The organism is Microbispora triticiradicis (genome assembly GCF_005864065.1).
Taxonomy (GTDB): domain Bacteria; phylum Actinomycetota; class Actinomycetes; order Streptosporangiales; family Streptosporangiaceae; genus Microbispora; species Microbispora triticiradicis.
On the sequence record NZ_VANP01000006.1, the window covers coordinates 380,240 to 393,781 of the forward strand.

Here is a 13,542-nt window from a genome sequence, read left to right on the forward strand (position 1 = left end):
TGCCCCCGGTCGCCCGATGGGCACGTCCTGTTCCACCCGTGCCGCGGGCGGGCGGCCACCGCGACCAGGCGGCGTGGCGTTTTCTGTCGGTGGGGCGATGCATGATGGGCGGGTGGGTGCGCTCGACGGCTTCAGCCCGGTGACCAGGGAGTGGTTCACCGGGGCGTTCGCGACGCCGACCTCGGCGCAGGAGGGCGCGTGGTCGTCGATCGCCCGCGGTGAGAACACACTCGTGGTCGCCCCCACGGGGTCGGGCAAGACTCTCGCGGCCTTCCTGTGGGCGATCGACCGGCTGGCCGTCGAGCACGCGACCGGGCGGGGCGAGACGGCGGGCCCGCGGGACCGGCACGGCGGATCGCCCGGCCGGCGCTCCGGGGGCGCGGGCGGCCGGGCGAAGGCCGGGGAACCGGCGCGTCCCTGTCGTGTCGTGTACGTCTCACCGCTGAAGGCCCTGGCGGTGGACGTGGAGCGGAACCTGCGCGCCCCTCTCACCGGCATCCGGCAGACGGCGCTGCGGATGGGGCTGCCGGCCCCCGACATATCGGTGGCGATCCGCTCCGGCGACACCGCGGCCGAGGAGCGGCGCCGTTTCGCGGCCCGGCCGTCGGACATCCTGATCACGACGCCCGAATCGCTGTTCCTGCTCCTCACCTCGCAGGCGCGCGAGGCGCTGCGCGGTGTGCAGACCGTGATCGTGGACGAGGTCCACGCCGTCGCGTCGACCAAGCGCGGGGCCCACCTGGCGCTCACGCTGGAGCGGCTCGACGCCCTGCTGCCCGCGCCGGCCCAGCGCATCGGCCTGTCGGCGACCGTGCGCCCGGTCGAGGAGGTGGCGGCCTTCCTCGGCGGGACGCGTCCGGCCACCGTCGTGCAGCCGCCCGCCGAGAAGGTCATCGAGGTCGACGTCGTGGTGCCGGTCGAGGACATGACCGAGCTCGCGCCGCCCCCTCCCGGCGCCGAGGGCGAGCCGGCGGAGCACCGGCGGAGCATCTGGCCGCATGTCGAGGAGCACCTGCTCGACCTGATCCAGGCCCATCGGTCCACGATCGTCTTCGCCAACTCACGACGGTTGTCCGAGCGGCTGTGCACCCGGCTCAACGAGCTCGCCTGGGAACGGCAGGCCTCCTCCGCCTCCGGTGGAGGCACAGGTGGAGACACAGGGCAGGGCACAGACGGGGGCACAGACGGGGTGGATCCGGCCCACTGGTCGGAGGCCTTCGAGCGGTTGCACGCGCAGTGGTCCGGCCACCGCGACGGACCAGACCACGGACAGGCCGCTCCTCCGGCCGGGGAAGCCGGACCTTCGGCACCGGGACTCACGGGAATCGGACCTGCGGGACCGGGCGTCACGGGACCTGCGCTGCCGGGACCAGGGCTCACGGGGCCTGGGCTGGCGAGCCCCGGGGTCATGCCGTCGGAGTTCATGGCGCAGGCGGGCGTGTCGGGCGGCGCGATCCCCGAGGTGGTGCGGGCGCACCACGGCTCCGTCTCCAAGGAGGAGCGCGCCCAGATCGAGGAGGCGCTGAAGTCGGGCCGGCTGCCCGCGGTGGTCGCCACCTCCAGCCTGGAGCTCGGCATCGACATGGGCTCGGTCGATCTGGTGGCCTGCGTGGAGGCGCCGCCCAGCGTGGCCAGCGGGCTGCAGCGCATCGGCCGCGCCGGGCACCAGGTCGGCGCGGTGTCCAGGGGTGTGATCTTCCCCAAGTACCGGGGCGACCTGGTCCAGACAGCGGTGGTGGCGGAGCGCATGCGCGCCGGGCGGATCGAGGAGCTCCGCTACCCGCGCAACCCCCTCGACGTGCTGGCGCAGCAGATCGTCGCGATGACCGCGCTCGACGAGTGGACCGTCGACTCGCTGGAGGCGCTGGTGCGCCGGGCCGCGCCGTACGCCACGCTGCCGCGCACCGCGCTGGAGGCGACGCTCGACATGCTGGCCGGGCGTTATCCGAGCGAGGAGTTCGCCGAGTTGCGGCCGCGCGTCGTGTGGGACCGGGTGACCGGGACCCTCCACGGCCGTCCGGGGGCGCAGCGCCTGGCGGTGACCAACGGGGGCACGATTCCCGACCGGGGGCTGTTCGGCGTGTTCCTGGTCGGCGACAAGGCCTCGCGGGTGGGTGAGCTGGACGAGGAGATGGTCTACGAGTCCCGCGTCGGCGACGTGTTCGTGCTGGGCGCGACCTCCTGGCGGATCGAGGACATCACGGCCGACCGCGTGCTGGTCTCCCCCGCTCCCGGCCGGCCGGGCAAGCTGCCGTTCTGGCACGGCGACGCGCCGGGCCGCCCCGCGGAGCTGGGCCGGGCCATCGGCGCGTTCCTCCGGGAGCTGTCGGCGGCCGGGGCGGGCGGCCGGGGCGACGCCCGGGCGGCGCTCGAACGCGTCCGCGCGGCCGGCCTCGACGAGTACGCCGCCGGGAACCTCCTCTCCTACCTGACAGAGCAGCGGGAGGCGACGGGATACGTGCCCGACGACCGCACGCTGGTGGTGGAGCGGTTCCGCGACGAGCTGGGCGACTGGCGGGTGGTGCTCCACTCCCCCTACGGCGCGCGGGTGCACGCGCCGTGGGCGCTCGCGATCGGGCGCCGCCTGCGGGAGCGGTACGGCGCGGACGTCCAGGCCGTCCACTCCGACGACGGCATCGTGCTGCGCGTCCCGGACACCTTCGAGGACGGGCCGACCGACGTGGCGGTCTTCGACGCCGACGAGATCGAGCAGATCGTGGTGGAGGAGCTGGGCGGCTCCGCGCTGTTCGCCTCCCGCTTCCGGGAGTGCGCCGGGCGTGCCCTCCTGCTCCCCCGGCGCTCTCCGGGCAGGCGCACCCCGCTGTGGCAGCAGCGCCAGCGGGCCGCCCACCTGCTGGGCGTGGCGAGCAAGTACGCCGGTTTCCCGGTGGTCCTGGAGACGATGCGCGAGTGCCTGCAGGACGTCTTCGACGTTCCCGGCCTGGTGGGGCTCCTGCGTGACGTCGCCGCCCGCCGGGTGCGGGTGGTCGAGGTGGAGACCTCCCAGGCGTCCCCGTTCGCCGCGTCGCTGCTGTTCAACTACATCGGCGCCTTCATGTACGAGGGCGACGCGCCGCTGGCGGAGCGGCGGGCCCAGGCGCTGGCCCTCGACACCGCGCTCCTGGCCGAGCTGCTGGGGCAGGCCGATCTTCGGGAGTTGCTCGACCCCGACGTCCTCGCGGAGACCGAGCGGGAACTGGCCCGGCTCGACAGGCCGTTGCGGGACGCCGAGGACCTCGCGGACCTGCTGCGTTCGCACGGCCCGCTGCTCGCCCAGGACGTCTCGATCCGCGAGGGCGACCCGGCGTGGCTGGCGGACCTGGAGCGGGCGCGCAGGGCCATCCGGGTGCGCGTGGCGGGTCACGAGCAGTGGGCCGCCGTCGAGGACGCCTGGCGGCTGCGTGACGCCCTGGGCGTGCCGCTGCCCGTGGGCGTGCCGCACGAGTTCCTGGAGCCGCCGACCGGCGGTGCGCACGGCTCCGGCGGTCCCGGCAGGCCCGCCGCCGACCCGCTGGGCGACCTGGTGGCCCGGCACGCCCGCACCCGCGGCCCGTTCTCGTCCGGGACCGCCGCCGCCCGCTTCGGGGTCGGCGTCGCGGTGGCGGACGAGGCGCTGCGCCGCCTCGCCGGGTCGGGAAGGATCGTCTCGGGCGAGTTCCGGCCCGGCGGCCGGGGCGAGGAGTGGTGCGACGCGGACGTGCTGCGGCTCCTGCGGCGCCGGTCGCTCGCCCGGCTCCGCAAGGAGGTGGAGCCGGTTCCGTCCGAGGTTCTGGCCGCCTTCCTGCCCGCCTGGCACGGGATCGCACCGCAGAGCATCGCGACGACCGGCGGCCGTCCCGTCGGGTACGACGGCGGCACCGGCCACCCGGGCCCCGGCGGACCTCCCGGCCCACCACGGCAGGGGCGGCCGGAGGTCCACGGAGCCGCGCGGGCGATGGACACGCTGATCAGCGCGATCGAACGGCTGCAGGGAGCGGCGGTCCCCGCCTCGGCCCTGGAGTCGCTGGTGCTGCCCGCTCGGGTGCCCGGATACTCCCCGGCCCTGCTCGACGAGCTGACCTCGTCCGGTGAGGTCGTGTGGGCCGGCCAGGGCTCCCTGCCCGGCGGGGACGGCTGGGTCTCGCTCTACTTCGCCGACACCGCACCGCTGCTGCTGCCCGCGCCTGCGGAGATCACCATGACCCCCCTGCACGAGGGGATCCTGGAGATCCTCGGCGGCGGCGGGGCGCTGTTCTTCCGCGAGCTGTCCAACCGGATAGGGGCGGCCGCGTGCGGGGCGGGCGGCGCGGCCGGCACCGGTCCGGACGCCGCGGCGTCCCGCCGGGCCCGCATACTCGGCCGGTCGGCCGCGGACACCCCGGCGCCCGGCGAGGGCCTCACCGCGAACGGGCCGCCGGACGACCTGACGCTGTCCGCCGCGCTGTGGGACCTCGTCTGGGCGGGCCGCGTCACCGGGGACACGCTGGCTCCGCTCCGCTCGGCGCTGGGCACCGGAAGGCCTGCCCACCGTCCGGCCGCGACCAGGCGCCGCCGGGCCGTCCTGCCCACCAGGAGCGGCCCGCCGACCGTGAGCGGCCGATGGTGGCCGCTTCCCGCGCCGGCGGGCGACGGCACCCAGCGGGCCCACGCCCAGGCGGAGGTGCTGCTCGAACGGCACGGGGTGTTAACCAGGGGCGGCGTCACGGCCGAACGCCTGCCCGGCGGGTTCTCCGCCGTCTACCAGGTGCTGCGCGCCTTCGAGGAGAGCGGGCGGTGCCGCCGCGGCTACTTCGTCGAAGGGCTGGGGGGCGCCCAGTTCGCCCTTCCTGGCGCGGTGGACCGGATGCGTGCCATGTCCTCTCCGTCGTCCTCCCCGTCATCCCCCTTGCCGGGGCTTTCGCCAGAGGAGGACCTGTGGTCGGTCCCGGCCCCGCCGCCGCCCCGGCCGGTGGTCGTGCTGGCCGCGGCCGACCCGGCCAACCCGTACGGCGCCGCGCTGCCCTGGCCCGAGCGCGCGGACGACGTGACCCACAGGCCGGGCCGCAAGGCGGGCGCGCTGGTGGTGCTGGTGGAGGGCTCCCTCGTCCTGTACGTCGAGCGTGGCGGCAAGACCCTGCTCTCCTACGGCTCTGAGGAGGACCTGCGCCCGGCCGTGCAGGCCCTGGCCGTCTCCGTACGGCGGGGCGCGCTGGGCAAGCTCACCGTCGAACGGGCCGACGGCACCTCGATCACCGGCTCCCCCCTGGCGGATGCCCTGGAGGCCGCCGGGTTCCACCCCACCCCGCGTGGTCTGCGCATCCGCGGCTGACCGCCGTCCTAGCCCGGCTCCGCCACGCTCGCCGGCCGGTCCTCCTCCACCCGAGCCGCCCGGCGCCTCCGGTTGAGCCGCAGGTACAGCAGGGCGGCGCCGGCGACCGCCAGCGGCCACAGAAGGTAGGGGCCGGACATGAGAAGCAGCGCGGCCACCGCGACCATGGCCGTCATGGCCGCGGCCCGGCCCACGCCGCGTCTCGGCAGCAGCTTGAGCGCGGCGGCCACGCCGAGCGCGTACACCGCCACGAAGGAGCCGGTGGTGAGCAGCACGACGGGCTGGGCGCCCACCCCCGCGGCCACCACGACGGCCAGCGCGACGAACGACAACGCCGAGTGGACGGCCAGGCTACGGCGGGGCACCTCGCCCGCCATGCTGCCTCCGGCGAGCGCCCGGGGCAGCGCCCCGTCCCGGCCGAGGGCGGCCCCCAGTTTGGCCGCCCCGGCGTAGTAGGCGTTCATGGCGCCGAGCGTCAGCAGCACGGCGGCTCCGGCGGCCAGCCAGCGGGCGTTGCCGCCCAGGCCGAGTGCCATGAGTTCGCCCAGCGGCGCTTCGGTCCGGGCCGCGCCGGGCCCGAGGACGGTGACGGTGGCGAAGGCCACCAGCAGGTACAGCGTCCCGACGATGACGACCGCCGCCCCGGTCGCCCTCGGCAGGTCGCGTCGCGGGCGGCGGAACTCGCCGGCGAGATGGGTGATCGCCTCCCAGCCCGCGAAGCTCCAGACGAGCAGCGCCCCCGCCGAGCCGACGGCCGTCCAGCCGTGCGGGGCGAACGGCCGGAGATTGTCCAGGTCGGCGTGCGGCAGCGACAGCCCGACCGACACCACCAGCAGCAGGACGAGCAGGCCCGCCAGGACGAGCTGCAACCTGCTGCTGACCTGGAGTCCGACGGCGTTGGCCGCGGTGACCACGGCCATCAGCACCGCCGCGGTCACGGTGGTGGTCACCGCCCCGCCCCCGGCCGCGGCGGAGACGTACGCCGCGCCGAACAGCGCGGCGGGGACGGCGCCCAGGGGCACCGCCAGGTAGAACCACCAGCCGACCACCGCCGCCGCGTGTTCGCCGAAGGCCAGCCGGGCGTAGGTGGACACCCCGCCCGCGTCGGGATAGCGCGCGCCGAGCGCGGCGAAGGTCCCGGCCAGCGGCGCCGACAGCAGGACGAGCGCCAGCCAGGCGAGCAGCGAGGCCGGTCCCGCCGCCTCCGCCGCCAGGGCGGGCAGCGCGATGACCCCGGTCCCGAGGACGGCTCCCACGTACATCGCCGTGCCGTGGCCGAAGGTCATCCGGCCCTGGTGGGTGGCCTCACTCACGACGCATCGCCCTACAACTCCACGGGGCCGTAGAGGGCGGCGGGGGCGCGGCGGGTCATGGCCCAGTAGCGGTCGCCGTACGACCAGTGCCACCACTCGGTCGGGTAGTTGACCAGGCCGCAGGCCTCCAGGGCCGCGCTCAGGACGTCGCGGTTGCGCCGTGCCCCGGCGCCCACCTCGGCGGCCGTGTAGCAGGCGCCGCGGCTCTGCTCGGGAGTGGCGTTGACGGCCGTCCCCATGTCGAGCTCCACCCCGTAGTCGTCGCAGAGCGTCAGGTCGACGGCCGCGCCCGCCGTGTGCGGGGCGACCTCTATCGGGGAGACGTACCGGCTCGCGGCGACGTGCAGGTCGCCGGCCGGCATGTCCGGGAAGGCGGTGCGCAGTTCGGCCTTGTACTCCTCGAAGTAGCGCCGCTGCAGCGAGGGCGGGCGGTAGCCCTCGACGACCACCAGGTTGCAGCCCGCCGGCAGGCGGTCCTGGGCCTCCTCCAGGCGGGCCAGCAGGCCCTCCCGCAGGTGGGCGTAGGCCCCGGCCGGATCGGCGAGCCGTTCGTCGACCCGCAGCCGTCCCCGGACGTCGCTCAGCTTCTCGCCGCACTCCTCCACGCCGATCGAGGTCACCCGGAGATCCGAGATCAGGACCAGACCGGCGGCAGGGTCGGGCAGCGCGGAGCGGTCACGAGAGGAAACGGACATGAGGATCAACCTACCGTCACACGGTGTCCGAGAAGACCTCTTCACGCGCTCGGTCCAGTGCTGCGACGATAGCCCCCATAAGTACGGGATTGCCATCCACGCCGGTCGCCGCCACCGTGGGGCGGCTCGGGCACACGCGGGCCACCGCCTCCTCCACCCGCCGGGCGAGCAGGTGTCCCCCGGCCCTGCCGACGTCTCCGCTGAGCACGACCAGCCCCGGGTCGAGCACCACCGAGACCGCCGCGACGCCGACCGCGAGCCGCCCGGCCAGGCTGTCGACGAACCCCTCGTTCCCCGCGGCGACGGCCGCGCGGACCAGCCCGGCCACGTCGCGCGCCCCCAGGTCGACGGTGGTCACACCGTGCGCGCGGGCCAGGTTCCACAGCGCCTCTCCTCCGACGAGGCGCTGGAAGGACCCGGTCTGGGGCGCGGTGACCTGGCTCGGGAGCGGTTCGCCGGGGACCGGGAGCCAGCCGATCTCCCCCGCGCCGCCGGTGATCCCGCGGTGCAGCCTGCCGCCCAGCATGACGCCGAGGCCCTGGCCGACGCCGGTCCACAGGATCGCGAAGTCGTCGGCGCCCCGCGCCGCGCCGTACGCCTGCTCGGCCAGCGCCGCGAGGTTCACGTCGTTCTCGATGATCACGCACTCGCCCAGCAGCGTGCGCAGCCCGGCGAGGATGCCGACGTGCCAGGAGGGCAGGTCGACGGAGTACCGCACGTCGCCGGTGGCGGGGTCGACCACGCCGCGGGTGCCGATGACGAAGCAGCGCAGCCGGGCGAGTTCGATCCCGGCCGTCCCGCAGGCCCGCTGGACGGCCTCGTGGACCACCCGTACGGGATCGCCCGCCTCGCTCGGGTCCACCGTGACCTGGGCGATGACCGTTCCGGTGATGTCGGCGACGGCGGCCGTGACGCTGTCCGGCAGCACCTCCAGGCCCGCGACGTACGCGCTGGAGGGGTTGACGCCGTACAACGCGGCGTTCGGGCCGCGGCCCCCGGGGCGCTCGCCGGCGGCCGTGACCAGCCCGCGCGTCTCCAGGCGGGCGAGGAGCTGCCCCGAGGTCACCTTCGACAGCCCGGTAAGCTCACCCAACTCGGCCCTGGTCAGAGGGCCTCTGGTGATGAGGAGTTCCAGTGCCGCGCGGTCGTTGATCTGCCGTAGCAGCCGAGGCGTACCCGGTCGTTGTGCCACCGGCTGGTTCCCCTCTCGTCACGATCCGCTAACGCGGGCTTTTTTATAAGAAAGTTTCTTGTTAGTTTAGCGCCAGCCAGCCCGGAGGCAACCGATCAGCCTCGGGACGCCATGAGCGCCGACCGAAAGGAGAGCGCCTTCCAGCAGGTGAGCGGCCCGCCGACACCCCCACGAGGCGCACCCCCGACGCGAAGCCGGGAAGGGAGAGAACCATCGTGAAGATTGTGAAGATCGCGGTCGCGACCACCGCGACCGCCGTCCTGGCCCTGGGACTCGCCGCTTGCGGAAGCGACGACTCCAAGGACGCGGCCGCGCCGGCGGCCTCCGCGGCAGCCGGCGGTCCCAAGTTCGCGGGCCAGACTCTTACCGTGTGGCGACTCGGTGCCCCCACCGACGTCTTCACCAAATACATGGACGACCTGGGCGCCAAGTTCAAGGAGCAGACGGGCGCCGAGGCGAAGGTCCAGTGGATCCCCTGGCCCGACGCGCAGAAGAAGTGGACCGCCGCGCTCGCCGGCGGCGAGGGCCCGGACGTCACCGAGTTCGGCAACGACCAGGTCGCCGCCTGGGTGGCGCAGGACGCCCTGGCCGACATCACCGGCATCGTCAAGGGCGACACCGAGCTCCAGGAGATCCCGCAGAACCTGTGGAGCTACGAGACGATCGACGACAAGATCTACGCCGTTCCGTGGGGCGGCGGCACCCGGGCCGTGCTCTACCGCAAGGACTGGTTCGACAAGCTCGGCATCGAGGTCCCGAAGACCTGGGACGAGCTGATCGCCGCGGGCAAGAAGATCGTCGACAAGCAGGGCAAGGACGTCGACGGCTTCGCCTTCAACGGCGGCTCGGACGCGAACATGTCGCTGTCGCCGTTCGTCTGGTCCGCCGGGGGCGACTTCGCCAAGTTCGAGGGCGGCAAGTGGGTGGGCCAGCTCACCCAGCCGGGCTTCAAGGAGGGCTTCCAGTTCTACACGGACCTGGTCGCCAAGGACGGCGTGTCCGGCAAGGGCCGCCTGACGCAGAACTCGGTGGACATCGCCCAGCGTTTCGCCGCCGGCAAGGTCGGCATGTACGTCACCGGCGGCTGGGACATCGCCGCCATCAAGGAGCAGAGCAAGGGCAAGGTCGACGAGTCGAAGATGGGCTTCTTCTCGCTCCCGGCCAAGGACGGCTCCGGCCCGGCGCCCGCCTTCCAGGGCGGCAACGACATCGCCATCTGGAAGGACGCCAAGAACCCCGAGCTCGCCGCCGAGTATCTCAAGCTCGCGGCCGGCAAGGAGTTCGGCGTCCGGTACGCCAAGGAGGGCGGCCTGCTCCCGCTCTACCCCGACGCGCTCGCCGAGATGGGCGGCGACCCCGCCCAGAAGCCCTTCACGGACACCTTCAAGGTCGCCAAGGGCTTCCCGGCCAGCCCCAACTGGGCCGAGGCCAACGACACCAAGGCCGTGCTGCAGAACGCGGCACGCTCGGTGATCGAGGGCAAGAAGAGCGTCGACCAGGCTCTGACGGACGCCAACTCCGAGCTTGAGACGATCCTCAACCAGTAGGACTCATGACCCACACGTCAACCCTCGCCCGGGGCGGAGCCGACACCTCCGCCCCGGCGCGGCGCCCGCGCAGACGGCCCGGCCGCCCGGCCCTCTCCCCCAGAGCCGTCCCGTACGTCCTGATCCTGCCCGGCCTCCTGGTCATCGCCGCGCTCCTGCTCTACCCGCTGTACCAGATGGTCGTGATGTCCTTCCACAAGGTCGGGCTCCGGCAGATCAAGGCGGTCAACCCCGCGCCCGCCGAGTTCGTCGGCGTGGACAACTACACGCAGATCTTCGGCTCCGACCTGTTCTGGTCGTCGCTCCGCAACACCGTGCTCTTCGCCGTCGTGACCGTCGCGCTGACCCTCGCCCTCGGCACCCTCGTCGGCCTGCTGCTCCACCGGCTGGGCCCGAAGATGTCGACCTTCGTCGTCGTCGGCATCATGGCCGCGTGGGCCACCCCGCCCACCGCGCAGGCCATCGTCTGGAAGTGGCTGTTCGACTCCGACGCCGGGGTGGTCAACTGGACCCTGAACCTGCTGCCGGACGGGCTGTCGAACCTGCTGTTCGGGCAGGCCGACTGGAGCGGGCACCCGTGGTTCAACGACACGCTCACGCTCTACTTCGTGCTGGTCATGGCCGTGGTGTGGGCGTCGTTCCCGTTCATCGCGGTTTCGGTGCTGGCCGGGCTCAAGAGCATCCCTGGCGAGCTGTACGAGGCGGCGAAGATGGACGGCTCGGGCGCGGTCCACACGTTCCGGAGGATCACGCTTCCACTGCTCAAACCGGTGTTCTCGGTGCTGGTGGTGCTGTCTGTCATCTGGGACTTCAAGGTCTTCACCCAGCTCTACCTGCTGGCCGGCGGCACGGTGAACCGCGACGCGTTCAACCTGTCGCTGTGGAGCTACGCCGAGGCGTTCAGCAGCCCGCCGAAGATGGGCCTCGGCGCCGCCATCGCGGTCGTGCTGACCGTGATCCTGCTGCTGATCACCTTCGTGTACGTCCGGCAGATCGTGAAGACGGAGGACGACATCCGATGAGCCCGCTGACCCGCAGGAGGCTCGGACGGGCCGCGCTGAACACGGCCGGGGTCGCGGTGTTCCTCTTCGCGGTCTTCCCCGTCTACTGGATGGTCGCCACGGCGTTCAAGCCGAACGACCAGATCTTCACCACGAGCTTCATCCCGTTCCCGAGCCCGCCCTCACTCGATCACGTCGAACGCGTCTTCACCAGGGGCGTCGCGGGGCACTCGATCTGGCAGTACCTGGTCAACAGCACCCTCGTTGCGCTCAGCGCCGTCGTGCTCGGCGCCGTGTTCGCGCTGCTCGCGGCGACCGCCGTGGCGAGGTTCCGGTTCCGGTTCCGCACGTCGTTCCTGATCCTGCTGCTGATCGTGCAGATGGTGCCGGCCGAGGCGCTGCTGATCCCGCTGTTCACCATGGTCAAGCGGCTCGGCCTGTACGACCAGCTGCTCGGCCTGATCGTCATCAACGTCGGTCTGACGCTGCCGTTCTCCGTCTGGATGCTGCGCACGTTCGTCGCCGCCGTGCCCAAGGAACTGGAGGAGGCTGCCTGGATCGACGGCGCCGGCCGGTTCACCACCTTCTGGCGGGTGCTGTTCCCGCTGGTCGCGCCCGGCCTCGTCGCCACCAGCATCTTCGCCTTCATCACCACCTGGAACGAGTTCGTCTACGCCCTGACCCTGATCGGCGACCAGGGCAAGTACACGATGCCGGTCGCATTGCAGTTCTTCGTCGGCCAGCGGTCGACCGACTGGGGCGGCATCATGGCCGCCTCGACCCTGATGACCATCCCGGTCCTCGTCTTCTTCCTGCTGGTCCAGCGGCGGATGGTCTCCGGCCTCGTCGCGGGCGCGGTCAAGGGTTAACCACACCGCTACGGGCACCCCCGCTTCGTACGGCCGCCGCACCCGGTGGCCGTACGGGCCCTGCCCGCGCGCCCTCCGCTCTCACTCTCACGAAACTCTCCACGAAGGAGCCGAGACACCATGTCCGCCACCCGCGACTCCCAGCCGGGGGCCGCAGACCTGTCCACGCGTACCGGCGACCCGGGCCTGCACCGGCTCGCGGCGGGCGCGCTGCTCATCTCGTTCCGGGGCACGACCGCGCCGGACTGGGTCCTGCGCGGCCTGGAGGACGGCCTCGGCGGCGTGTGCCTGTTCGGCTTCAACGTGGCCTCCGGCGAGCAGGTCGGCGCGCTCACGGCCCGGCTGAACGAGGCCGCGCGGCCCGTGGTCTCCCTGGACGAGGAGGGCGGGGACGTCACCCGGCTGGCCTACCACACCGGGAGCGCCTATCCGGGCAACGCGGCGCTCGGCCGGGTGGACGACGTGGACCTGACCGAGCGCGTCTACCACGCCATGGCCGCCGACCTCGCCCGGTGCGGGGTGAACCTCGACATGGGGCCCGTGGCCGACGTCAACACCGCCGACGACAACCCGATCATCGGCACCCGGTCGTTCGGCCCCTCGCCGGACCTCGTGGCGCGGCACACGGTCGCCGCCGTACGCGGCCTGCAGTCGGCCGGGATCGCCGCCTGCGTCAAGCACTTCCCCGGCCACGGCGCCACGCACCAGGACTCCCACCTGGAGATCCCGCTGGTCGACGCCTCCCTCGACCTGCTGAGGGAGCGTGAGCTGGTCCCGTTCCTCGCGGCGATCCGGGCGGGCACGAAGTCGATCATGACGGCGCACGTGGCGGTGCCCGAGCTGACCGGCGACCTGCCGGCCACTCTCAGCCGCGAGGCGCTGACCCGGCTGCTGCGCCGCGAGCTGGGCTACGACGGCGTGGTGATCAGCGACGCCCTCGACATGCACGCGATCAGCGAGAGCGTGGGGCTCGCCGAGGGCGCCGTGCTGTCCCTGGCCGCGGGCGCCGACCTGCTGTGCCTCGGGCCGCTGCCCACGCCGGAGGACGTACGGCGGATGGTGGCGCACATCGCGGGGGCCGTCACCGAGGGCAGGCTCCCCGCCGGGCGCCTGGAGGAGGCGGCCGGTCGGGTGGACCGGCTGCGTGACTGGTTCGCCCGGCCGGATGCGTCCGCCGGGGACGAGAGCCAGGTCGTGGGGCTGGACGCGGCCCGCCGCGCCGTGTCGCTGACGGGCTCGGCGGCGCCGCTGGTCGACCCGTTCGTGGTCGAACTGGACACCCCGCCGACGATCGCGGTGGGCGAGGTGCCATGGGGGGTCGGGCCGTGGCTGCCGCACGCGGAGATCGTCCGGGTCAGGCCCGAGGACGCCGACGCCGACGCGCTGCTCGGCCGGGCACAGGGCCGTTCACTGCTCGTGGTCGTGAAGGACGCGCACCGGCACCCGCGCAGCCGGGACCTGATCTCCGCGCTGCTCGCCGCCCGCCCGGACGCGGTCGTCATGGAGATGGGCCTGCCGATCTGGCGGCCCGGGGCGGGCGCCTACCTCGCGACGTACGGCGCGGCCCGCGCCAACGCCCAGGCCGCGGTGGAGCTGCTGAGCGGTGGCCCCTTGGTGGCGGGGCTGTAAGGGCGGGGC

At 73.5% G+C, this 13,542-nt stretch carries 8 protein-coding genes; 5 read left to right on the top strand and 3 right to left on the bottom strand.

From position 1 onward, the window contains the following. Nucleotides 1-97 precede the first annotated feature (97 nt). On the top strand, nucleotides 98-5,287 hold the full coding sequence (locus FED44_RS18435) for an Lhr family helicase (protein WP_187406108.1): 5,190 nt from the start codon (nucleotides 98-100) through the stop codon (nucleotides 5,285-5,287). An 8-nt stretch (nucleotides 5,288-5,295) separates the two neighbouring features. Here the strand turns inward: FED44_RS18435 and FED44_RS18440 are convergent, their stop codons facing one another. From FED44_RS18440 to FED44_RS18450, 3 genes are read right to left on the bottom strand one after another with little or no spacing between them, the layout of a single operon-like run. Further along, nucleotides 5,296-6,600 carry an APC family permease gene (locus tag FED44_RS18440; RefSeq protein ID WP_208759043.1) on the bottom strand — a complete coding sequence of 435 codons (1,305 nt, stop codon included), beginning with the start codon at nucleotides 6,598-6,600 and terminating at the stop codon, nucleotides 5,296-5,298. 11 nt (nucleotides 6,601-6,611) lie between these two features. Next, a complete protein-coding gene (locus tag FED44_RS18445; protein WP_138461415.1) occupies nucleotides 6,612-7,295 on the bottom strand; it encodes a M15 family metallopeptidase in 684 nt (227 codons plus the stop codon). A 16-nt stretch (nucleotides 7,296-7,311) separates the two neighbouring features. Then, nucleotides 7,312-8,487, bottom strand: a complete 1,176-nt coding sequence (locus tag FED44_RS18450; protein WP_111699696.1) for an ROK family transcriptional regulator — start codon at nucleotides 8,485-8,487, stop codon at nucleotides 7,312-7,314. Between the two features lie 215 nt (nucleotides 8,488-8,702). Between FED44_RS18450 and FED44_RS18455 the strand changes: the two genes are divergently transcribed. The 4 genes from FED44_RS18455 to FED44_RS18470 all read left to right on the top strand — a co-directional run bounded on the left by FED44_RS18455 (nucleotide 8,703) and on the right by FED44_RS18470 (nucleotide 13,533). Continuing rightward, nucleotides 8,703-10,034 carry a sugar ABC transporter substrate-binding protein gene (locus FED44_RS18455; protein ID WP_111699697.1) on the top strand — a complete coding sequence of 444 codons (1,332 nt, stop codon included), beginning with the start codon at nucleotides 8,703-8,705 and terminating at the stop codon, nucleotides 10,032-10,034. A gap of 5 nt (nucleotides 10,035-10,039) precedes the next feature. After that, nucleotides 10,040-11,056 carry a carbohydrate ABC transporter permease gene (locus tag FED44_RS18460; RefSeq protein WP_111699698.1) on the top strand — a complete coding sequence of 339 codons (1,017 nt, stop codon included), beginning with the start codon at nucleotides 10,040-10,042 and terminating at the stop codon, nucleotides 11,054-11,056. Continuing rightward, the gene (locus tag FED44_RS18465) at nucleotides 11,053-11,904 is read left to right on the top strand and encodes a carbohydrate ABC transporter permease (protein ID WP_138461416.1); all 852 of its coding nucleotides are present in this window, start codon (nucleotides 11,053-11,055) and stop codon (nucleotides 11,902-11,904) included. Before FED44_RS18460 ends, FED44_RS18465 begins: the two co-directional genes overlap by 4 nt. Nucleotides 11,905-12,024: 120 nt before the next feature. Then, nucleotides 12,025-13,533: a glycoside hydrolase family 3 protein gene (locus FED44_RS18470; RefSeq protein ID WP_138461417.1), complete on the top strand. Its 1,509-nt coding sequence runs from the start codon at nucleotides 12,025-12,027 to the stop codon at nucleotides 13,531-13,533. Nucleotides 13,534-13,542: the final 9 nt, after the last annotated feature.

What these genes read in the sequence shown, in the direction of transcription:
- FED44_RS18435 (WP_187406108.1), top strand. Translation starts at nt 98, where the DNA reads ATGCATGATGGGCGGGTGGGTGCGCTCGACGGCTTCAGCCCGGTGACC.
- FED44_RS18465 (WP_138461416.1), top strand. Translation starts at nt 11,053, where the DNA reads ATGAGCCCGCTGACCCGCAGGAGGCTCGGACGGGCCGCGCTGAACACG.
- FED44_RS18445 (WP_138461415.1), bottom strand. Translation starts at nt 7,295, where the DNA reads ATGTCCGTTTCCTCTCGTGACCGCTCCGCGCTGCCCGACCCTGCCGCC.
- FED44_RS18460 (WP_111699698.1), top strand. Translation starts at nt 10,040, where the DNA reads ATGACCCACACGTCAACCCTCGCCCGGGGCGGAGCCGACACCTCCGCC.
- FED44_RS18470 (WP_138461417.1), top strand. Translation starts at nt 12,025, where the DNA reads ATGTCCGCCACCCGCGACTCCCAGCCGGGGGCCGCAGACCTGTCCACG.